This is a genomic window from Burkholderia sp. Bp8984 (assembly GCF_003853755.1).
Taxonomy (GTDB): Bacteria; Pseudomonadota; Gammaproteobacteria; order Burkholderiales; family Burkholderiaceae; genus Burkholderia.
This window is the reverse complement of sequence record NZ_QTQN01000019.1, coordinates 94,961-117,226: the sequence shown is the minus strand read 5'-3', so window position 1 is coordinate 117,226 and position 22,266 is coordinate 94,961. Positions and strand designations below refer to the sequence as shown.

The following is a 22,266-nucleotide window of genomic DNA, read 5'->3' as shown; positions in this document are numbered from 1 at the left end:
CTCAGGTGCGAAGGGCGCGCCAGAGCACCAGTTTCTGTTCGAACGACAACGTCGCATTCGCCGGACTCGACGAAGGCAACACGAGCGTTTCATAACCCGCCGCGCCGATCACATCGGCAAACCGCCCTGCCGTCTTGCCGTTGAAGCAGACTTTCTTCAGCAACGGCGCATGCTCGCGCAACGAAGCAAAGTCGTTCGGCTTCGCATTGCGGATCGCGGAATCGAGACTGCCTTGTCGATGGCATGCATCGAGCACGTCCCAGATGCCGATGCCGTGCGCAAGCACGCGTTCGAGCCGCGCGTCATACACGAGTTCGTGCAGCCCGGGTTCGCCGAGCACCGCACCGAGCAACCGCCAGAACTGGTTGCGCGGATGCGCGTAGTACTGCGCGGCATCGAGCGACGCCTCGCCCGGAAAGCTGCCGAGAATCATCGTATGCGTATGCGGCCCGACGACCGGCGGAAAGCCTTGCAGCATCACGCTGCTCCGCGTGGTCCGACGGAGCGCGGCCCGTCGCCGTGCGCATCGAGATGGCGCCACAGCGCGGGCAGCATGCATTCGGTGACCATCAGCGGCTTGCCGCGCCGCTGGAACACCGAGCGCCGCGCGGCGAACGCATGCGGCGCGCGCACGCCCGCGCCGAGCGCATGGCTCGCGAGCGCATACAGCGGATGACCGGCGATCACGCGCCGGCTGACGAGCGCGGAGCGCTCGACCTGCGGATCGCTGTACAGCAGCTCCGCGAGCGGCCGCGTGCGCAGCCGCCGCATCGCCTGCCACACGCCCTTGCTGGCCGCGAGCGGCGCGATGCTGTGCGCGGCGACGTACGGCGTGCCGTCGACCGACAGGATCACCTCGCGCACCCACATCGGCGCGCGCGGCGCACTGTCGAGCGCGTCCGGCTCGTCGAACCACGGACAGTCGACGGCCTCGCGCGTCACGCGCACGCTCACGCTGCCGAGCCGCGCGAGATGCGCGGTCAGCGAACCGCCGCGCGTGAGCCAGTCGCGCTGGTCGAGCGTGCAGCCGGGCCGGGGCGTGTCGCGCCAGCCCGCCCGTGCGCCGTCGAATCGCATCCGCGCGTTCACGCGCTGCGCGACAGCAGCAGCGCGTTGGTCCGCTTCACGAAGCTCGCCGGATCGTCGAGCATCCCGCCTTCGGCCAGCAACGCCTGGTCGAACAGCAGATGGCACCAGTCGCCGAAGTTGGCGCTATCGGCGTTCAGCTGCTTCACCAGCGCATGCTCCGGATTGATCTCGAGGATCGGCTGCATCGCCGGCGCGTTCTGGCCGGCCGCCTTCAGCATCCGCTGCAGATAGCCGCTCATGTCGTTGTCGTCGGCGACGAGGCACGACGGCGAATCGGTCAGGCGGAACGTGACGCGCACTTCCTTCACCTTGTCGCCGAGCGCTTCCTTCATCTTCTCGACGACCGGCTTGATTGCCTCGCCCGCCTGCTCCTGCGCCTTCTTTTCCTCGTCGTTCAGCTCGCCGAGGTCGAGATCGCCGCGCGCCACGCTCGCGAGCGGCTTGCCGTCGAACTCGTGCAGGAACGACAGCATCCATTCGTCGACGCGATCGGTCAGCAGCAGCACCTCGACACCCTTCTTGCGGAACACCTCCAGGTGCGGGCTGTTCTTCGCGGCCTGCCACGTATCGGCGGTCACGTAGTAGATCTTGCTCTGCTCGGGCTTCATGCGCGACACGTAGTCGGCGAGCGACACGTCCTGCGCGTTGGTGTCGCCGTGCGTCGACGCGAAGCGCAGCAGCTTCGCGATGCGCTCGCGGTTCGCGTGATCCTCGCCAAGGCCTTCCTTCAGCACCTGGCCGAACGCGCTCCAGAACGTCTTGTACTTCTCCTTGCCGGCATCCTCTTCCGCGTTCGCGAGCTCCTCGAGCATCGACAGCGCGCGCTTGGTCACGCCTTCGCGGATCGCCTTCACGTCACGGCTTTCCTGCAGGATTTCACGCGATACGTTGAGCGGCAGGTCGGCCGAATCGACGACGCCCTTCACGAAGCGCAGGTATTGCGGCAGCAGCTGCTCGGCATCGTCCATGATGAACACGCGCTTCACGTACAGCTTCAGGCCGCCGCGGTAGTCGCGGTTCCACAGGTCGAACGGCGCGTGCGCCGGCACGAACAGCAGCTGCGTGTATTCGCTGCGGCCCTCGACGCGGTTGTGGGTCCACGTGAGCGGATCCTGGTGGTCGTGCGCGATGTGCTGGTAGAACTGCGTGTACTGCTCGTCGGTGACGTCGCTCTTCGAGCGCGTCCACAGCGCGCTCGCCTGGTTGACCGTCTCGTCCTCGTCCTTCAGGACCATCTCGCCCTTTTCCTGATCCCACTCTTCCTTCTGCATCAGGATCGGCAGCGCGATGTGATCGGAATACTTCTGGATGATCGACTTCAGGCGGTGCGACGACAGCAGCTCGTCCTCGCCTTCGCGCAGGTGCAGCGTGATCTTCGTGCCGCGCTGCGCGCGCTCGATCGCGTCGATCGTGAAATCGCCCTCGCCCGCGCTTTCCCAGCGCACGGCTTCGTTCGCCGGCAGGCCGGCGCGGCGCGTCTCGACGGTGATCCTGTCCGCGACGATGAAGCCCGAGTAGAAGCCGACGCCGAACTGGCCGATCAGCGCCGCATCCTTCTGCTGGTCGCCGGACAGCTTCGTGAAGAATTCCTTGGTGCCCGAACGCGCGATCGTGCCGAGGTTCGCGATCGCCTCGTCGCGGCTCATGCCGATGCCGTTGTCCTCGATCGTGATCGTGCGTGCCGCCTTGTCGAAGCCGATGCGGATGCGCAGGTTCGGATCGTTCTCGTACAGCGCGTTGTCCGCGAGCCCTTCGAAACGCAGCTTGTCGGCCGCGTCGGACGCGTTCGACACCAGTTCGCGCAGGAAGATTTCCTTGTTGCTGTAGAGCGAATGAATCATCAGGTGGAGGAGTTGCTTGACCTCTGCCTGAAAGCTCATCGTTTCGTGTGCCATGGATGCTGTTTCCTCTTACTTGAACTTGAATGGTGTAGCGCGGGTGCGCCGGCGCGCGATGCCGGCGGGCCCGTCAAGGACGACCGCCTGGCGCAGGCGGTTTGCGCGGGTATCTGGGGACGGGCGAGCGCATTTCAAGGGCGGCGTGCCGCCCGGCGTCACGACGCGCGCCGCGCCGCCGATTCGATATAGCGCGCGAGAAACCCCGGCAGCGCCGGATCGCCGCAGTTCGCGACATTGAAGCGCGTCCATGTCGACGACGACTGCTGCGGCGAGAACAGGCTCCCCGGCGTCAGCAGGAAGCCTTCCTCGTGCGCGGCGGCCGCGAGCGCATCCGAATCGACGCCCGTGTCGGCCCACAGGAACATCCCGGCCGCCGGCATCGTGAAGAGCCGCAGCCCGGTACGCTCGAGCATCCGCGCGGTCTTGTCGCGCACGCCGTCGAGCCGCGCGCGCAGCCGCTCGACGTGGCGCCGGTAGTGCCCTTCGGTCAGGATCTTGTACAACACGCGCTCGTTGAGCTCCGGCGTCGTCATCCCGACCAGCATCTTCTGGTCGGTGACCGCCTTCGCGATCTCCGGCGCGCAGGCGACATAGCCGACCCGCAAATTCGCCGCGAGCGTCTTCGAATAGCTGCCCAGGTAGATCACGCGCTTCAACTGGTCGAGGCTCGCGAGCCGCGTGGCCGAATAGCTCGGCGGGCACAGGTCGCCGTACACGTCGTCCTCGACGACCAGGAAATCGTACGCCTCCGCGAGCTTCAGGATCCGGAACGCCTGCGCGGCCGACAGCGACGTGCCGGTCGGGTTCTGCAGCACCGAATTGATCACGAGCATCTTCGGCCGCCACATCTGCACGAGCGTTTCCAGCGCGTCGAGATCGGGGCCGTCGGGCGTATAGGGCATCCCGACCAGTTGCGCGCCCTGCGACGCGAAGCGGCCGAACATCTGGAACCACGCGGGATCGCCGACGATCACCGCATCGCCGGGCCGCACGTAGATCCGCGAGATCAGGTCGATCGCCTGCGTGATGCCCGACACCAGCACGAGCTGCTCGGGCTTCGCGCCGATCTCGACTTCCGCGAGCCGCGTCTGCAGCTGCTGGCGCAGCGGCAGGAAACCCTGCGCGGTGCCGAAACCGAGCATCTGCGCGCCGGACTGGCGCCCGAGCGCGCGCAGCGCACCGGTGATCAGCTCGCCGTCGAGCCAGCGGCCCGGCAGGTAGCCGAGACCCGGCCCTTTTTCCGGGCTGGCGGTATGCAGCATGTTGCGCAGCAGCCAGACCACGTCGATCGTGTTGTGCACCGGCGCGGCCTCGGCCACGCGCACCACGTTGTCGGCCGGCAGCGGGCCGGTGGCCGTGCGCTCGCGCACGTAAAAGCCCGAGCCGCGCCGCGAGTCGAGGTAGCCCTGCGCGACGAGCCGTTCGTACGCTTCCACCACGGTGAAGCGCGACACGCTCTTGTCGAGCGCGAGCTTGCGGATCGACGGCATCCGCATGCCGGGCCGGAACACGCGTTCGTCGATGCGGCGCCGCGCCCACTGGACGAGCTGGTCGACGAGCGTGAGCGTGGCCGTATCGTGCGGCGCGGGAATCTGGGCGAGTGGGACGGTGGACATGGGCGGCGGCTCCAACTGTACCGAAGGCTATCGCGCCGATTGTACCGTTACTGTGCCGGTGCCGACGATTACAGTTGACCGGAATGGCGATCGTGCGGCCGCCGTTCCGGCCCTGCCGTATGCGGCGCAGCCCCGTCCGGCCTGCATTCGCGGCCGCGCACCGGCCGGCCGCCCAACCGTCCCGCGCGTCGCCCGCCCACCATGACACTTTCGCTTCCCGACCGACGTTCATGCCAGCCCGCTCCCTGACCCTCGACCATCTCGTGATCGCCGCGCGTACGCTCGACGAAGGCGTGCGCCACGTCGCCGACGCGCTCGGCATCGAACCGGCCGGCGGCGGCCGCCATCCGCTGATGCGCACCCACAACGCGCTGTTTGGCGCGTGGGGCGGGCTGTACCTCGAAGTGATCGCGATCGATCCCGACGCGCCCGCGACAGGCGACGACGCCACGCCGCCGCGCGCGCGGCTGTTCGGCCTCGACGATCCGGCGATGCACGCGCGGCTCGCGCAGGGCCCGTTCCTCGCGCACTGGGTCGCGCGCGTCGACCGCCCGCGCCGGCTCGCGCTGTGGCAAAGCCAGTACCCGACGCGCATCGCACCGGTCGTCGCGATGCGGCGCGGCGACCTGAGCTGGGGCCTCACGGTGCCCGACGACGGCGCGTTCCCCGCATGGCAAGGCGCCGGCGACGGCCTCGTGCCGTCGCTGATCCAGTGGGACAGCCCGCGCCATCCGGCCGAATCGCTGCCGGACAACGGCGTCGCGCTGAAGGCGCTCAAGGGCGTCCACCCGCGTGCGGATGCCGTCCGCGAGCAGCTCGACTGGCTCGGCGCCGGCCATCTGCTCGACCTCGACACCGGCGACGGCCCGCCGGCGCTCGTCGCCGAATTCGACACGCCGCAGGGCGCACGCACGCTGCGCTGACCGCCCTGGCGCCCTTTCGATTACCCGAACCCTGCAATACGGAGACACCCAGTCCATGAATTCGCGCGAAACCCGGGGCATGCTGCTCGGCCTCATCGGCGTGATGATCTTCAGCCTCACGCTGCCGATGACGCGTATCGTCGTCTCCGAACTCAACCCGCTGCTGAACGGGCTCGGCCGCGCGCTCGCCGCGTCGGTGCCGGCCGGCCTGCTGCTGTGGTGGCGCCGCGAACGGCTGCCGACCCGCGCGCAGCTGAAAAGCCTCGCGGTCGTGTCGGCCGGCGTGATCATCGCGTATCCGGTGTTCTCCGCGTGGGCGATGAAGACCGTGCCGGCGTCGCACGGCGCGGTCGTCAACGGCCTGCAGCCGCTGTTCGTCGCGCTGTACGCGGCGTGGCTGTCGCATGAACGGCCGTCGAAGGCGTTCTGGGCCAGTGCGCTGGCCGGCAGCGCGCTGGTGATCGCGTTCGCGCTGCGCGACGGCGGCGGGACGGTGCAGGCCGGCGACGCGCTGATGCTCGTCGCGGTCGGCATCGGCGCGCTCGGCTATGCGGAAGGCGCGCGCCTCGCGCGCCGGATTGGCGGCTGGCAGGTGATCTGCTGGGCGCTCGTCGTGTCCGCGCCGTTCCTCGTGCTGCCGGTCGGCTGGCTTGCATGGACGCAGCACGTCGCGCACCCCGCCCCGCTCGCGCTGCGCACGTGGCTCGCGTTCGGCTACGTGACCCTCTTTTCGCAATTCATCGGCTTTTTCGCGTGGTACGCGGGGCTCGCCATGGGCGGCATCGCGCGCGTCGGCCAGGTGCAACTGCTGCAGATCTTCTTCACGATCGCCTTTTCCGCGCTGCTGTTCGGCGAAACGGTGACGCCGTCGACCTGGCTGTTCGCGGCCGCCGTGATCGCGACCGTGATGCTCGGCCGGCGCTCGGCGGTGGCCACGGCCCCGCGTCCCGCTCGCGCCGGTTGATGAGGTGCGCCATAATGTCCGTTTTGCCTGAACGGTTTTGCCCACCCGGCCGCGACGGCCCGATCGCGCTCCCGCACGCCCACCCGGCTGCGTCGACGCAATCTGCCTGACCGACCTTTCTTGACTGACCACGATATCCGAACGAGGAGACTATGAATCCGAGCGACCTGCATCCGCCGCACTGGCAGCTTTCCGAACGCGCCCGCAAGCTGACGAGCTCTGCGATCCGCGAGATCCTGAAGGTCACGGAACGCCCCGAGGTCATCTCGTTCGCAGGCGGCCTGCCCGCTCCCGCGACGTTCCCGGCCGAGCGCATGCGCGCCGCGGCCGACCGCGTGCTGCGCGATGCGCCCGCCGCCGCACTCCAGTACAGCGCGACCGAAGGCTACCTGCCGCTGCGCGAATGGATCGCCGAGCGCTACAGCGTGCGCGTGTCGCAGGTGCTGATCACGACCGGCTCGCAGCAGGCGCTCGACCTGCTCGGCAAGGCGCTGATCGATCCGGACAGCCCGATCCTCGTCGAAACCCCGACCTACCTCGGCGCGCTGCAGTCGTTCTCGCTGTACGAGCCGCGCTACGTGCAGGTGCCGACCGACGAGCAGGGCCTGCTGCCCGAAGGCCTCACGCCCGCGCTCACGCAAGGCGCGCGCCTCCTGTACGCGCAGCCGAACTTCCAGAACCCGACCGGCCGCCGCCTGCCCGTCGAGCGCCGCCGCGCGCTCGCCGCGTTCGCGCAGTCGAGCCCGTTCCCGGTGCTGGAAGACGACCCGTACGGCGCACTGAACTACCAGGGCGAGCCGCTGCCGACGATGCTGTCGATGGCGCCCGACCATATCGTGCACCTCGGCACGTTCTCGAAGGTGCTCGCGCCGGGCCTGCGGATCGGCTACATCATTGCCCCCGAGGAACTCCACTTCAAGCTCGTGCAGGCCAAGCAGGCCACCGACCTGCACACGCCGACGCTCACGCAGCGCATCGCGCACGAAGTGATCAAGGACGGCTTCCTCGACGAGCACATCCCGACGATCCGCCAGCTGTACGGCGCGCAATGCGAGGCGATGCTCGCGTCGCTCGCGCGCCACATGCCGGAAGGCGTCACGTGGAACCGCCCGGACGGCGGCATGTTCATCTGGGTGAACCTGCCCGCGCAGATCGACAGCATGAAGCTGCTCGAGGCCGCGGTCGCCAACCACGTCGCCTTCGTGCCGGGCGCGCCGTTCTTCGCGAACGACCCGCAGCAGAACACGCTGCGCCTGTCGTTCGTGACGGTGCCGCCGGAGAAGATCGAGGAAGGCGTCGCGCGCCTCGGCAAGCTGCTGCGCGAGCGTCTCTGATCCGCTTTTTCCCTGTCACGACTCTCTACGATCCACGAGGAATCGAATCCATGGCTAACGTCTACGACAAGCTGAAGTCGCTCGGCATCGAGCTCCCGACCGCCGGCGCACCGGCCGCCGCCTACGTGATGAGCGCGCAAAGCGGCAACACCGTCTACCTGTCGGGCCACATCGCGAAGAAGGACGGCAAGGTCTGGGCCGGCAAGCTCGGCGCCGACCTGCAGACGGAAGACGGCAAGGCGGCTGCGCGCGCGATCGCGATCGACCTGCTCGCGACGCTGCACGCGCACACGGGCGACCTGAACAAGGTCACGCGCATCGTGAAGCTGATGAGCCTCGTCAACTCGACGCTCGACTTCACCGAACAGCACGTCGTGACGAACGGTGCGTCGGAACTGATCGCCGAGGTGTTCGGCGACGCCGGCAAGCACGCGCGTTCGGCGTTCGGCGTCGCGCAGATTCCGCTCGGCGCGTGCGTCGAGATCGAACTGATCGCCGAAGTCGCGTAACGGGGGCATCGAGGTGACCGGTCGTCTCGTCCGCTTCAAGCAGGTCGACGTGTTCACGTCGGTGCTGTTCAAGGGCAACCCGCTCGCCGTGGTGTTCGACGCCGACTCGCTCGGCGACGACGCCATGCTCGCGATCGCCCGCTGGACGAACCTGTCGGAAACCACGTTCGTCTGCACGCCGACCGATCCGGGCGCCGACTACCGCGTGCGGATCTTCACGACGGCGGGCGAGCTGCCGTTCGCCGGCCACCCGACGCTCGGCACCGCGCATGCGTTCCTGGAAAGCGGCGCGCGGCCGCGCACGCCGGGCCGGCTGGTCCAGCAATGCGGGGTCGGCCTGGTCGAACTGCGCGAACAGGCCGATGGCTGGGCATTTGCCGCGCCGCCGGCACGGTTCACGCCGCTCGACCGTTCGGACTACCCGGCACTGGTGGCCGCGTTGCGCAGCGACGCGATCGACCTGGAAGCCGAGCCGTGCGCGATCGACAACGGCGCGCCGTGGCTGGTCGTGCGGCTGAAGTCGGCCGACGCGTGCATCGGCCTGGCGCCCGATCCGGCCGCGCTGGCGGCGCTCACGCGCCGCTACGGCACGGACGGCCTCGCGGTCTACGCGCCGCATGCCGAAGGCGGCCCCGCGACCTTCGAAATCCGCTGCCTGATGACGGGCGGCGACTTCGGCTTCGGCGAGGACCCCGTCACCGGCAGCGCAAACGCCGCGCTGGCCGGGCTGCTGACGCGGCAGGAACGCCGCCCCGGCCAGTCGTATACGGCCCGCCAGGGCACGGCGATCGGCCGCGACGGCCGCATCTTCGTCAGCTATCCCGAAGACGGCACCACGTGGATCGGCGGCCACGTCGTCACGGTCGTCGACGGCACCTTCCGGTCCCCCGTGTAACATTTCGCGATGTGCGATGGCGCCGGCCCGGCCGGCGCCCTACGATTCCCCCGGCTATCGCAAAAACGTTCCAGCCAGTAATATCGGGCCTAATCCGTCGCTTCGGCGGGTCTGTCCATGGTTGCGCATCCCGCGTACGAACAGACGCCGGTGCGACCCCAACCATAGCCGGCCATCCCGACGCGGGATGGCGCACGCGAGCAGGACGCCGCCCTCTTCGATGAGCTCCGCCCGGTCAAACCACCCGCCGCCGAACCGGCCGCTACGCGCGCCACGCAAGTCGCGCCGGCGCGCGCTGTTCGCGATCCCGCTGCTCGGGATGCTCGCGCTCGCGCTGCTGTGGGCCGTGATCATCGCGCGGCTGTCGGTCGAAAAGGACAGCGCGTACAAGGAAGCGGCGGCTTCCGCGGCGATCCTGTCGTCCGCGCTCGAACAGCACACGGTCAAGGCGATCCACCAGGTCGACCAGATCACCCGCTTCGTCAAGTTCGAATTCGAGAAATCGCCCGCGCGCTTCAACCTCGCGAGCACGGTCGAAAAAGGCGTCGTGCCGAGCGACACGCTGATCCAGGTTTCGCTCGTCAACGCGAAGGGCATCCTGTTCGCGAACACGGCCGAACTCCACCCGAAACCGATCAACCTGTCCGACCGCGAGCACTTCAAGGTCCACCTCGCGCACAACGACGATCGCCTGTACATCAGCAAGCCCGTGCTCGGCCGCGTGTCGAGCCACTGGACGCTGCAGATGACGCGGCGCCTGAACAACCCGGACGGCAGCTTCGCCGGCATCGTCGTCGTGTCGGAAGACCCGAGCTACTTCACGAACGACTTCTACAACAACGCGGCGATCGGCAAGGAAGGCGTGATCTCCGTCGTGTCGGATACGGGTGCCGTGCTCGCGCGGCGCACCGGCTCGCTCAACAACGCACCGGGGGCGTTCTCCGCATCGGGCGTCTACCCGATCGCCGAGCGCGTCACGGGCACGATCATCGACCCGATCGACGGCGTCACGCGCATCGTGTCGTACCGCCACCTCGACGGCTACCCGCTCGCCGTGATGGTCGGGCTGTCGCAGACCGAGGAATACGCGGACTACTACCATACGCGCAACGTCTACCTGCTGATGACGAGCTTCATCACGCTCGCGATGCTCGCGTTCTTCGGCGTCGCGACGGGGCTGATCGGCAAGCTGCTCGGCCGCGAGCGCGAGATGACCCAGCTCGCCGAATACGACCTGCTCACCGGCCTCGCGAACCGCTACGCGACCCTGCGCGGGCTGCGCAACGACGTGTCGATGCCGGCCAGCCTGTCGCGGCTCGGCCTGCTGTTCATCGACCTCGACAACTTCAAGACCGTCAACGACACGCTCGGCCACAACGCCGGCGACATCGTGCTGCAGATGACCGCGTCGCGCCTGTCGGATGCCGTCGGCGACGAAGGCTCGCTCGCACGGATCGGCGGCGACGAGTTCGTCGTCGTGATGAAGGGCGACGACGTCGAACGGCGCGCGGTGCGGCTCGCGGAAGCGATCATCCGGATGTTCGGCGAGCCGTTCGACGTGCGCGGCAGTTCGTTCGTGCTGCATGCGAGCATCGGCATCGCGCTGCACACCGTCGCGAACGAAAGCGAAATCGACCTGCTGAAGAAGGCCGACCTCGCGATGTACAGCGCGAAGGATGCGGGCAAGAACTGCTACCAGTTCTACGCGCCGCACCTGTCGCATCGCGCGGATCACCTGATGCGCTGGGAACAGCAACTGCGCGTCGCGCTCGCCGACGGGCAGCTGTTCCTCGCGTACCAGCCGAAGATCGACCTGACGCACCGCACGATCACCGGCTTCGAGGCGCTCGCGCGCTGGGATCACCCCGAGCACGGGGTCATCTCCGCGAACGAATTCATTTCGATCGCCGAATCGACGGGCCTGATCGTGCCGATCGGCGACTTCGTGATCCGCACCGCGTGCGAACAGATCGCGTGCTGGCGCGACGACGGCCACGACACGCTGACGCTCGCGGTCAACATCTCGCCGGTACAGTTCTGGCGCGGCGACCTGATCGAGACCATTTCGCAGGCGCTGCAGGACACCGGCATCGACGCGAACCGGCTCGAGCTCGAGATCACCGAGACCGCGATGATGGAATATCCGGAGCTCGTGTCCGAGAAGATCGTCGCGTTGAAGAAGCTCGGCATCCGGATCGCGCTCGACGACTTCGGCACCGGCTACTCGTCGCTGTCGTACCTGCACCGCTTCTCCGTCGATACGTTGAAGGTCGACCGCTCGTTCGTGCAGGCGATCCCGAACGATCGCAGCGTGTGCGTGATGGTGTCGTCGATCGTGCATCTCGCGCGCTCGCTCGGCCTGACGGTCGTCGTCGAAGGCACCGAAACCGAGGAGCAGATCGCATGGCTGTCCGCGCTCGGCGAGATCGAGGCGCAGGGCTTCCTGTTCTCGCGCCCCGTGCCGGCCGACGCGATCCCCGCGCTGATCGCGCGCTTCGGCGTGCGCGGCAACCGGCCGAACGTCCTCGCGCACCGCGCGACCGGCAGCACCGGCGCCTGAACCCGCAACCTGCAACCCGCACGGCCCATGTTGCGCAGCACATCGATCATTTCGGCTTCCGATGCGGTTGTTTAGTTCATTTACTAGCGTTTTCGCGCATGGCAGTGTCATGACTCGCGGCGGACAATCGGGAGGGCCATCGTGTCGGCGGGCCGCCGGCACGTCCCTATGCGCGAGACCAGGCCCGGCGCCAACCGCAACACCATCATGACCACCGTCGAAGTCGAAGCGGCCGAACGTGTCGAACAGGCACAGGCATCCCTGTGGGCCTTGTTCAAGGTCGTCGCCGGCATTTCCGCGCTGTCGTGGGGCGGGCTTTCGATGATGGCGCAGCTCGAACGCCACTACGTCGAGCGGTGGCAGCGCATCGAGCCGCACGTATTCGCCGATTTCGTCGCCCTTGCATGGCTTGTGCCAGGCCCCGTCGGCTGTAATGTCGCCGTGCAGGTCGGCCAGACGCTGCACGGCCGCGCAGGCGCCTGGGTCGCCGGCATCGCGAGCGTCCTTCCGTTCTCCGTGCTGATGACGCTGTTTGCGATCTTCTACCGCACGCCGGTCGTGCGCTCGCTGGCCGCGCCGGTGCTGATCAATCACTTCGGGATGGTGCTTGCCGCGCTGATCGGCGTCACGTGGGTCAAGCAGTGGCGCGCGCTCGCGCGCACGCGGCTCGAACAGGTGATCGCCGCGCTGTCGACGATTCTGCTCGCTTTCGCGCATAGTCCGGCCGCTTTCGTCGGGATTCTTTTCGCGGCGTTTGCAGCTGGCTGGCTCACCGGGCCGCCGCAACACGCCACGGTCGACGTCACGCTGTCGAAACGCGACCGCAACCTGCTCGTGCTGCTGGCCGTACTCGTCGCGGTATTCGCGCTGCCGCTGCCCGGCGACTACCAGGAGACGCTGCTGTGGCCGCGGCTCGCCGGCGCCGGCATGACGCTGTTCGGCGGCGGCTTCTCCGCGCTGCCCGTGCTCAAGACGCTGTTCGTGTCGCCGGCCACCGGCATCTCCGATCGCGACTTCACGCTCGCCTTCGCGCTGTCGCCGGTGGCGCCCGGCCCGCTGCTGAACGTCGTGCCGTTTCTCGGCTACCTGACCGACGGCTGGAGCGGTGCGCTGCTCGCGACCGCCGCGCTGTTCATTCCGTCGGGATGTCTCGTCGTGTTCGCGCAGAACCATCTGTTCCGGCTCAAGCGCCATTCGCGCTTCGAGCACGGGATGCGCCTGCTGCGCGCGGCGACGACGGGCTTTCTCGTCGTCGCCGTCGTGAAGATCCTGCATCGCGAACCGGCCGATCCCGTCTATTGGCTCACGGGCGCCTTCGCGACGCTGTGCTTCACGCGCTTCAAGGTGCCCGTGTATGCCGTCTACGGTGCGGTCGCGATCGCATGCGGCGTGTGGCTGTGGGCCGTCGCCCACTGACGGCTGGCCCCGGTCGCCGCCCCCGCCGCCGGACGCTTGCGGCTCAGCCCGCCGGTACCGCGACGCGGCGTGCGGCCCAGCGTGCGCGCAGCGCGTCGTACGCGAGGTTGAAGCAGAACGTGTAGGGCAGGAAGAACAGCACGATGCCGAGGTCGAGCAGCAGCGCCTCGACGAGGCTCACGTTCAGCCACCACGCAGCGACCGGCACCACCATCGCGACGAGGCCGAGCTCGAACATGACCGCATGCGCGATCCGCATGCCGAGCGTGCGCGTGAGGCCCGCCCGCCGCTCGAAGCGGTCGAACAGCGTGTTGAACGTCATGTTCCAGGCCATCGCGATCAGCGACACCATCACCGTCAGCACGCCGACGTGCGACACCGGCATGTCGAGCAGCCACGCACCGATCGGCGCGCACAGCGCGATCGCCACCAGCTCGAACGTCAGCGCATGAACGAGACGTTCCGTCACCGTTTTGTTGATCTGTTTCATGGTTCCCTCCGATGCGTTCGTACAATCCATGCCGGGCATTTTGATCGGCGAAACCGCGCGAATCCAGTTTGATATCATCGGTTTTACCGATATAAAACCCTGAGGTTCGCCGCATGCGCCACGCCCCCGAAGCCCTGCTCGCCTTCGCCGAAGCCGCGCTGCTCGGCTCGTTCACGGCCGCCGCCCGCAAGCTCGGCAAGCGCCAGTCGACGGTGTCCGAAGCGATCGCGAACCTCGAGATCGATCTCGGCGTGCAGCTGTTCGACCGCTCGACGCGCGCGCCGACGCTGACCGATGCCGGCCGCGCGCTGCTCCCGCAGGTGCAGCGCGCGCTGGAGGCCGGCGCGGCAATCGACCGCACCGCCGCGCGGCTCGCGCAGGGCGAGGAAGCGCGGCTGACGCTCGTCGTGTCCGACACGTACCAGTCGAAGCGTTACGAGGAAACCTTGATGGCGCTCGAGCGGCGCTTTCCGGCGCTCGAGCTCGAATGCCAGATTGCCGAGCACGAGGACGTACTCGACCTGATCCAGCAGGGTCGCGCACAGCTCGGGCTGATGGCCGCGCGCGCGGTCTATCCGCCCGATATCGGCGCGGCGACGGTGGCGGAAGAGTCGGAGATCGGCCTGTTCGTCGGGCGCACGCACGCGCTGGCGGCCTATGGCGACGCCGACGTGCCGCATGCGGCGCTGCGCGACTCGCGCGAGCTGCGCCTCAATACGTATGTGAAACCGGAGGATCGCGGCGCTGCCGACCGGATCGTCGTCGGCACGCAGCGCTGGCTCGCGCCGAGCTACCTGATGCTGCTGGAGATGGCGGTGCTGGGGTTCGGCTGGGCCGAGCTGCCGCGCTGGATGGTCGAGCACTTCGCGCGCGATCGGCTGTGCGAGCTGCGCGCGCGCGGCTGGCCGCGACGCGTGCGGGTCGATGCCGTGTGGTCGCGCAACCGGCCGCTCGGCCCGGCCGGCGCGTGGCTGCTCGACGCGATGCTGGCCGCGTAGCGGCGCGCGGCACCGCGCCGGCGGCGAGCGCCGAACGGCGCCGCGAAATCAGAGGCCGGCGAGGCGATCAGAAGCCGCGCGACAGCACGGCCGCGCCGATCGTCACGACGCCGAGCACGAGGTTGACGACGACCAGCAGGCGCACCGTGTTCACCGCGCGCGCACCGTCCGGCCAGTTCTGCGCCTGCACCGCGCGGCGGATGCGCGGGAACAGCGCGAAGCGGATATGGCCGAAGATCAGCATCATCACGACGCCGAGCCCCGCCATCGCATGCAGCGTCCACGTCGCGTGCGCGCCGCCGAAGGCCGTGAGCAGGAAACCGCCGGACAGCAGGATCACGATCACCGAGCCCGACACCCAGTTGAAGAAGCGGCCGAACACGCCCTCGATCAGCGGCAGCCGCAGCTGTGGCGTCAGGTCGGACAGCGCCGGGCGCAGGCAGAAGTGCGCGAAGACCATCCCGCCCACCCACACGGCGACGGCCAGCAGATGAAGAAACAGCGCGACGGCAACAGCGTGGGACATGGCGGCAATCCTGTTATGAGTTGAGTGCAACGAACAGCCGCGTCACGCGCGGTCTCGAGCGACGTTCGACCGGCGGACCGCCGGTCGGTTCAGACCCCCGGCGGTATTTCACAATATTTGCAAGTTCCGCGTGACGGCGCCACGCTCGCTTTCCTGCATGCGTCGCCCCAAAACAAACAGGCCGCACGCCCGCCGAAGCGGAGGTGCGGCCTTCGATGCCGGTCGAGCCGGCGACCGGATGCGGCGTCAGCCGAGCAGCGGACGCAGCTCGTTGACGACCTTGAGCTTCGTTTCCGGCGCGCGGCCCTTGCGTGCGCGCTTGCCGACGTGCGGCGCCAGCCCCGCGTACGACAGGGTCTCGTCCTGCGCCTTGCCGCCGCGCCCGGTGCCGATCAGCACGACGCCGGCCGGGTCGATCGCGAGCGCCTGCACGAGCGTTTCCTTGTCGTCGAGCGCCATCAGGATCACGCCGCGGCCGCCGCCCGACAGCGTCTTCATCTCGTCCATCCCGAACACCAGCAGACGGCCGCCGCTCGACAGACACGCGACCTGCGTCGCGTTCGGCAGTACCGGCATCGGCGCGAGCGGCACCGCGCCTGCATCGATCGTCATGAACGACTTGCCGGCCTTCACGCGGCTCACCATGTCGCCGACCTTCGCGAGGAAGCCGAAGCCGTTGCTCGACGCAAGCAGCAGTTGCTGATCGGCCGGCGCCGCGTAGTAGTGCATCAGATGCGAGCCCGATTCGAGCTCGATCAGCGACGTGACCGGCACGCCGTCGCCGCGCCCGCCCGGCAGCACCGACACGTCGACCGAGTACACGCGACCGCTGCTGCCCCATGCGATCAGGCGATCGGGCGTGCGGCACTGGAACGCCGCGTACAGGTGATCGCCGGCCTTGAACGTGAAGCCGGCCGGGTCGAGCCCGTGGCCCTTCAGCGCACGCACCCAGCCCTTCTGCGACACGACGACCGTCACCGGCTCGTCGACGACCTTCGCCTCGAACGTCGCGCGCTTTTCCTGCTGGATCAGCGTGCGGCGATCGTCGCCGTACTGCTTCGCGTCGGCCTCGATCTCCTTGATCATCAGCCGCTTCATCGCGCTTTCGTTCGCGAGCAGTTCCTCGAGCTTCGCCTTCTCGTCGCGCAGCGCCTCGAGTTCCTTCTCGATCTTGATCTTCTCGAGCCGCGCGAGCTGACGCAGGCGGATTTCGAGGATGTCTTCCGCCTGGCGGTCGGAGAGGCCGAACGCGCTCATCAGCGCGGCCTTCGGCTCGTCCGACTCGCGGATGATGCGGATCACCTCGTCGATGTTCAGGAAGACGATCATCCGCCCTTCGAGGATGTGGATGCGGTCGTCGACCTTCGCGAGACGATGGCGGCAGCGGCGCGTCATCGTCAGCTGGCGGAACTTCACCCACTCGTCGAGGATCGTCAGCAGCCCCTTCTGGCCCGGCCGGCCGTCGGCGCCGATCATCACGAGGTTCAGCGTCGCGTTCGATTCGAGGCTCGTGTACGCGAGCAGCGTGTTCACGAATTCCGTCTGGTCGATCGTGCGCGACTTCGGCTCGAACACGAGCCGCACCGCCGCTTCCTTGCCCGACTCGTCGCGCACCGCGTCGAGCAGGTCGAGCATCGCCTTCTTGGTGTTGAGCTGCTCGGGCGTGAGCGTCTTCTTGCCGAGCTTGAGCTTCGGGTTGGTCAGTTCCTCGATTTCCTCGAGCACCTTCTGGCCCGACGTGTTCGGCGGCAGCTCGGTGACGACGAGTTGCCACTGGCCGCGCGCGAGATCCTCGATCTTCCAGCGCGCGCGCACCTTCAGGCTGCCGCGGCCGGTTTCATAGGCCGCCGCGATCTCGGTGTCGCTCGAGATGATCTGGCCGCCGCCCGGGAAATCCGGGCCGGGAATCAGGTTCATCAGCTCCGCGTGCGAAAGCTTCGGATTGCGAATCAGCGCAACCGCCGCCGCCGCGACCTCGCGCAGGTTGTGCGACGGGATTTCGGTGGCCAGGCCGACCGCGATGCCCGACGCGCCGTTCAGCAGCACGAACGGCATGCGGCTCGGCAGCGTCTTCGGCTCCTCGAACGAGCCGTCGTAGTTCGGCATGAAGTCGACCGTGCCCTGGTCGAGCTCGTCGAGCAACAGCTTCGAGATCGGCGTGAGCCGCGCTTCGGTGTAGCGCATCGCCGCCGCGCCGTCGCCGTCGCGCGAGCCGAAGTTGCCCTGTCCGTCGATCAGCGGATAGCGCAGCGAGAAATCCTGCGCGAGACGCACGAGCGCGTCGTACGCCGACTGGTCGCCGTGCGGGTGGTATTTACCGAGCACGTCGCCGACCACGCGCGCCGACTTCACCGGCTTCGCGTCGGGGCCGAGGCCCATTTCGTTCATCGCGAACAGGATCCGGCGCTGCACCGGCTTCTGGCCGTCGCACACGTCGGGCAGCGCGCGGCTCTTCACGACGCTGACCGCGTAGCTGAGGTACGCCTGCTCCGCGTAGTTGCCGAGCGTCAGCGCATCGGCTTCCGGTGCGTCGGACCCGGCGAAGAGATCGGAAGTATTGTCGTCCATCTGAATTCCGTATTCGTAAGTGGCGTGAGGCCGGGCCGGGCGTCATGCCCGGCCGCGCGGGTTTAGATGTCCGCTTCGACGTCGTTGCCCTTTTCCTCGAGCCAGCCGCGTCGCGCGGCTGCCTCGCCCTTGCCCATCAGCATCGTCATGCGCGCAACCGTCGCCTCGTAGTCGAGCTCGCCGAGCTTCACCGGCATCAGGCGGCGCGTGTCGGGGTTCATCGTCGTGTCCCACAGCTGCTCCGCGCTCATTTCGCCGAGACCCTTGAAGCGGCTGATGCTCCACTGCGTTTCGCGCACGCCGTCCTTGCGCAGCTTGTCGAGCGTTGCCTCGAGTTCGCCGTCGTCGAGCGCATAGAGCTTCTGCGCGGGCTTCTTGCCGCGTGCAGGCGCATCGACGCGGAACAGCGGCGGCCGCGCGACGTGCACGTGACCGCGCTCGATCAGCTGCGGGAAATGCTTGAAGAACAGCGTGAGCAGCAGCACCTGGATGTGCGAGCCGTCGACGTCCGCGTCCGACAGGATGCAGATCTTGCCGTAGCGCAGGTTCGACAGGTCGACGGTGTCGTCCGGGCTGTGCGGATCGACGCCGATCGCGACCGAGATGTCGTGCACCTCGTTGTTCGCGAACAGGCGATCGCGCTCGGTTTCCCACGTATTCAGCACCTTGCCGCGCAGCGGCAGGATCGCCTGGTACTCCTTGTCGCGGCCCATCTTCGCCGAACCGCCCGCCGAGTCGCCCTCGACGAGGAACAGTTCGTTGCGCGCGATGTCTTCCGTCTCGCAATCGGTCAGCTTGCCCGGCAGCACCGCGACGCCCGAGCTCTTGCGCTTCTCGACCTTCTGGCCCGCACGCGTGCGCGCCTGTGCCTGCTTGATCACGAGTTCGGCGAGCTTCTTGCCGTGCTCGACGTGCTGGTTCAGCCACAGTTCGAGCGCCGGACGCGAGAACGACGACACGAGCTTCACAGCATCGCGGCTGTTCAGGCGTTCCTTGATCTGCCCCTGGAACTGCGGATCGAGCACCTTCGCGGACAGCACGAACGACACGCGCGCGAACACGTCTTCCGCGAGCAGCTTCACGCCCTTCGGCTGCAGGTTGTGCAGTTCGACGAAGCTCTTCACCGCCTGGTAGAGGCCGTCGCGCAGGCCCGACTCGTGCGTGCCGCCGGCCGGCGTCGGGATCAGGTTCACGTACGACTCGCGCACGAGCGAACCTTCCTCGCTCCATGCGACGACCCACGACGCGCCCTCGCCCTCGGCGAAGGTGTCGTCGGTCGAACGCGCATCGGCGAAACGCTCGCCTTCGAACAGCGGGATCAGCAGCTCGCTGCCGTTCATCTCGTCGAGCAGGTAGCCGCGCAGGCCGTCCTCGTATTTCCATGCCTGGCGCTCGCCGGTCTTCTCGTTGACGAGCACGACCTCGACGCCCGGCAGCAGCACGGCCTTCGAGCGCAGCAGACGCTGCAGCTCGCCGAGCGGCAGGTTCGGCGAATCGAAGTACTTCGGATTCGGCCACACCTGCACGCGCGTGCCGGATTTCTTCTCGCCGCGGCCCGCGCCTTGCGTCGCGAGCGGCTTCACGACGTCGCCGTCGGCGAAGCCGAGTTCGGCGATCTTGCCGTCGCGCCAGACCGTCACGTCGAGACGCGTCGCGAGCGCGTTCGTCACCGACACGCCGACACCGTGCAGGCCGCCCGAGAACGTGTACGCGCCGCCGGCGGCCTTGTCGAACTTGCCGCCTGCGTGCAGGCGCGTGAACACGATCTCGACGACCGGCACGCCCTCTTCGGGATGCATCCCGAACGGGATGCCGCGGCCGTCGTCCTCGACCGACACCGACTGGTCGGCGTGCAGCGTGACCGTGATCTGCTTGCCGTAGCCGCCGAGCGCCTCGTCGGACGCGTTGTCGATGACTTCCTGGATGATGTGCAGCGGATTTTCGGTACGGGTGTACATGCCGGGCCGCTGCTTGACCGGCTCGAGGCCCTTGAGCACCTTGATCGATGCTTCGCTATAGGCCGCGCTGGGCTTCTTCGTTGACATAGGCGCTGAATTTCGTCATTCATCGGGACGTTGTCCACATCTCGTGTGGATAACGTCGTGGACAAAACGTTGAGTTCCGTAAAAAAGCGAATCGAAACAACGGTGTGCTTGGACTGCTCCGAAAGCGGGCGCGCGGCGTGCGCCGAGCGACCCGGGACGCGCGGTATTTTACTGGTTCCGCGTGGCGCGCCGCCGCAAGATCGTCGCACGGCGCTGCCGGCCGGCGCTCCGACGCGCCGGGCCGCCACGCGTGGTGCGTCAGACCGGCTTGCGCTTTGCCTCGAGCGTCTCCCACCGCTCGAGCGCGGCGAGGAGCTCGTCGTCGATCGCCGCGAACCGCTCGGTCAGGCGCGTGCCTTCCTGCGGATCCTTCGCGAAGATCGAGCCATCTTCGAGTTGCGCGTTGATCGTCTTCTGTTCTTCCTCGAGCGCCGCGATCTTCTCCGGCAGCGCATCGAGTTCGCGCTGCTCGTTGAACGACAGCTTCACCGTGCGCTGCGCGTTGCGGCCGGCCGCGCCTTTCGCCGCGTCTTCCTTGACCGGCGCCGCTTCCTTCACCGCGCGCTTCGCCGCTTCCTGCTGCGCGAGCTGCTGCGAACGCTCGCTCTGGATCTGCCAGTCGGTGAAGCCGCCGACGTATTCGCGCCACTTGCCGTCGCCTTCGGCCGCGATCACCGACGTCACGACGTTGTCGAGGAACGCGCGATCGTGGCTGACGAGCAGCACCGTGCCGTCGTAGTCGGCCAGCAGCTCTTCGAGCAGTTCGAGCGTCGGGATGTCGAGGTCGTTGGTCGGTTCGTCGAGCACCAGCACGTTGGCCGGACGCGCGAACAGGCGCGCGAGCAGCAGCCGGTTGCGCTCGCCGCCCGACAGCGACTTCACCGGCGAGCGCGCACGCTCCGGCGCGAACAGGAAGTCGCCGAGATAGCTCATCACGTGCTTGCGCACGCCGCCGATCTCGACCCATTCGCTACCGGGGCTGATGGTGTCGGCCAAGCTCTTTTCCTGGTCGAGCTGCGCGCGCATCTGGTCGAAATACGCGACCTGCAGGTTCGTGCCGGTGCGCACCGTGCCCGCGTCGGGCTTCAGCTCGCCGAGGATCAGCTTGAGCAGCGTGGTCTTGCCGGCGCCGTTCGGGCCGACGAAGCCGATCTTGTCGCCGCGCATCACCGTCGTCGAGAAGGTGTCGACGACCGTGCGCTCGCCGTAGCGCTTCGTCACGTCCGTCAGTTCCGCGACGATCTTGCCCGACTTCTCGCCCTGCGCGACGTCGAGCTTCACGTTGCCCTGCGAATTGCGGCGCTCCGCGCGCTCGTTGCGCATCTGCACGAGCCGCGCGATGCGGCCGACGCTGCGCGTGCGGCGCGCCTCGACGCCCTTGCGGATCCACACTTCTTCCTGCGCGAGCAGCTTGTCGAACTTCTCGTTTTCCACGCGCTCGACTTCGAGCTGCTGCGCCTTGCGCGTCTGGTACGCGGAGAAATTGCCCGGATACGACAGCAGCCGGCCGCGATCGAGCTCGACGATGCGGGTCGCGACGCGGTCGAGGAACGCGCGATCGTGCGTGATGAACAACAGGCCCGCACGCTGCGCGACCAGCAGTTCTTCCAGCCAGCGGATGCCGTCGAAGTCGAGGTGGTTGGTCGGTTCGTCGAGCAGCAGCACGTCGGGCTGCAGCACCAGCGCGCGCGCCAGCGCGACGCGCTTCTGCATCCCGCCCGACAATGCGTCTACCTGTGCGTCGCCGTCCGTCAGGCCGATCTGCGCGAGCGTCATCGACACGCGCGTGCGCCAGTTCCATGCGTCGTGCGCATCGAGCGACGACTGCAGCGCGTTCATCCGCGCGAGCAGCGCGTCGTGTTCGGCGCCTTCCGGTGTTTCAGCGAGGCGATGCGCGATCGAATCGTATTCTTCGAGCACTTCGCGCGTGTGCGTGAGCCCCGATGCCACGGCGTCGAACACGGTCGCGCCGGGTTCGAATTCGGGCTCCTGCGGCACATAGACGGTCACGAGCTCCTGCTGGCGCGTAATCAGCCCGTCATCGGGCTTCGCGAGCCCGGCGACGATCTTCAGCAGCGACGACTTGCCCGCGCCGTTGCGACCGATCAGGCCGACGCGCTCGCCGGCCTCCAGCGAGAAGTCCGCGTGATCGAGCAACGCGACGTGACCGAACGCGAGTTGCGCGCCGGTAATGGAATAAAGCGACATGGGGAGACGGCGAAGAGAGAAATCGGAAGCGCCCATTGTACCGGTGGCGGACGCCTGCGCCGGGATGGCCGGATGGACTAGGCCGGAGGGCGAATCATTTTGTGCTGCTTAAGCGCTGCGTTAGCGCTGCGTTAGCGCTGCGTTTTTGCTGCGGCGGCATGATGGCGCGCGCTCGGCGGGCGGGGCCGGCATCGCGCGCGTTGGCGTCATGCGGGGCCGGCGGCGGG

17 protein-coding genes are annotated in these 22,266 nt (G+C 67.9%); 8 read left to right on the top strand and 9 right to left on the bottom strand.

Annotated features, from left to right (window positions below; all coding sequences use genetic code 11):
• Position 1: 1 nt before the first annotated feature.
• The 4 genes from DID98_RS20240 to DID98_RS20225 form a co-directional block, all read right to left on the bottom strand.
• Positions 2-478 (bottom strand): DNA-deoxyinosine glycosylase, encoded by a 477-nt coding sequence (locus DID98_RS20240; protein WP_124571299.1) that lies wholly within the window; start codon positions 476-478, stop codon positions 2-4.
• A complete protein-coding gene (locus tag DID98_RS20235) occupies positions 478-1,077 on the bottom strand; it encodes a chorismate lyase (RefSeq protein ID WP_044846453.1) in 600 nt (199 codons plus the stop codon). The genes DID98_RS20240 and DID98_RS20235 overlap by 1 nt, the downstream gene beginning before the upstream one ends.
• Positions 1,078-1,085: 8 nt before the next feature.
• Positions 1,086-2,984: a molecular chaperone HtpG gene (gene htpG / locus DID98_RS20230; RefSeq protein WP_124571298.1), complete on the bottom strand. Its 1,899-nt coding sequence runs from the start codon at positions 2,982-2,984 to the stop codon at positions 1,086-1,088.
• Positions 2,985-3,142: 158 nt separating this feature from the next.
• Complete coding sequence (locus DID98_RS20225; RefSeq protein WP_124487178.1) at positions 3,143-4,603, bottom strand: PLP-dependent aminotransferase family protein; 1,461 nt, start codon at positions 4,601-4,603, stop codon at positions 3,143-3,145.
• Positions 4,604-4,833: 230 nt separating this feature from the next.
• Between DID98_RS20225 and DID98_RS20220 the strand changes: the two genes are divergently transcribed.
• The 7 genes from DID98_RS20220 to DID98_RS20190 all read left to right on the top strand — a co-directional run bounded on the left by DID98_RS20220 (position 4,834) and on the right by DID98_RS20190 (position 13,204).
• A complete protein-coding gene (locus DID98_RS20220) occupies positions 4,834-5,526 on the top strand; it encodes a VOC family protein (RefSeq protein WP_124571297.1) in 693 nt (230 codons plus the stop codon).
• Between the two features lie 55 nt (positions 5,527-5,581).
• Entirely contained in the window at positions 5,582-6,490 is a 909-nt protein-coding gene (locus DID98_RS20215) for a DMT family transporter (protein ID WP_124571296.1), read from the top strand.
• Between the two features lie 152 nt (positions 6,491-6,642).
• The gene (locus tag DID98_RS20210) at positions 6,643-7,824 is read left to right on the top strand and encodes a PLP-dependent aminotransferase family protein (protein ID WP_124487176.1); all 1,182 of its coding nucleotides are present in this window, start codon (positions 6,643-6,645) and stop codon (positions 7,822-7,824) included.
• Positions 7,825-7,874: 50 nt separating this feature from the next.
• Entirely contained in the window at positions 7,875-8,333 is a 459-nt protein-coding gene (locus DID98_RS20205; protein ID WP_034190720.1) for a RidA family protein, read from the top strand.
• A 13-nt stretch (positions 8,334-8,346) separates the two neighbouring features.
• Positions 8,347-9,228 carry a PhzF family phenazine biosynthesis protein gene (locus tag DID98_RS20200; RefSeq protein ID WP_124571295.1) on the top strand — a complete coding sequence of 294 codons (882 nt, stop codon included), beginning with the start codon at positions 8,347-8,349 and terminating at the stop codon, positions 9,226-9,228.
• 220 nt (positions 9,229-9,448) lie between these two features.
• A complete protein-coding gene (locus DID98_RS20195; RefSeq protein WP_124571294.1) occupies positions 9,449-11,788 on the top strand; it encodes an EAL domain-containing protein in 2,340 nt (779 codons plus the stop codon).
• A gap of 207 nt (positions 11,789-11,995) precedes the next feature.
• The gene (locus DID98_RS20190) at positions 11,996-13,204 is read left to right on the top strand and encodes a chromate transporter (RefSeq protein WP_124487173.1); all 1,209 of its coding nucleotides are present in this window, start codon (positions 11,996-11,998) and stop codon (positions 13,202-13,204) included.
• A 43-nt stretch (positions 13,205-13,247) separates the two neighbouring features.
• Here the strand turns inward: DID98_RS20190 and DID98_RS20185 are convergent, their stop codons facing one another.
• A complete protein-coding gene (locus DID98_RS20185; RefSeq protein ID WP_124487172.1) occupies positions 13,248-13,694 on the bottom strand; it encodes a multidrug/biocide efflux PACE transporter in 447 nt (148 codons plus the stop codon).
• A 113-nt stretch (positions 13,695-13,807) separates the two neighbouring features.
• Between DID98_RS20185 and DID98_RS20180 the strand changes: the two genes are divergently transcribed.
• Entirely contained in the window at positions 13,808-14,692 is an 885-nt protein-coding gene (locus DID98_RS20180) for a LysR family transcriptional regulator (RefSeq protein ID WP_124571293.1), read from the top strand.
• A 67-nt stretch (positions 14,693-14,759) separates the two neighbouring features.
• Here DID98_RS20180 and DID98_RS20175 read toward each other — a convergent pair whose 3' ends face one another.
• The 4 genes from DID98_RS20175 to DID98_RS20160 form a co-directional block, all read right to left on the bottom strand.
• Entirely contained in the window at positions 14,760-15,218 is a 459-nt protein-coding gene (locus DID98_RS20175; RefSeq protein WP_044846424.1) for a CopD family protein, read from the bottom strand.
• A gap of 246 nt (positions 15,219-15,464) precedes the next feature.
• Complete coding sequence (parC, locus tag DID98_RS20170; RefSeq protein WP_124571292.1) at positions 15,465-17,786, bottom strand: DNA topoisomerase IV subunit A; 2,322 nt, start codon at positions 17,784-17,786, stop codon at positions 15,465-15,467.
• A 62-nt stretch (positions 17,787-17,848) separates the two neighbouring features.
• On the bottom strand, positions 17,849-19,831 hold the full coding sequence (locus DID98_RS20165) for a DNA topoisomerase IV subunit B (RefSeq protein WP_124487170.1): 1,983 nt from the start codon (positions 19,829-19,831) through the stop codon (positions 17,849-17,851).
• Between the two features lie 258 nt (positions 19,832-20,089).
• Positions 20,090-22,075 carry an ATP-binding cassette domain-containing protein gene (locus DID98_RS20160; RefSeq protein WP_185640880.1) on the bottom strand — a complete coding sequence of 662 codons (1,986 nt, stop codon included), beginning with the start codon at positions 22,073-22,075 and terminating at the stop codon, positions 20,090-20,092.
• Positions 22,076-22,266: the final 191 nt, after the last annotated feature.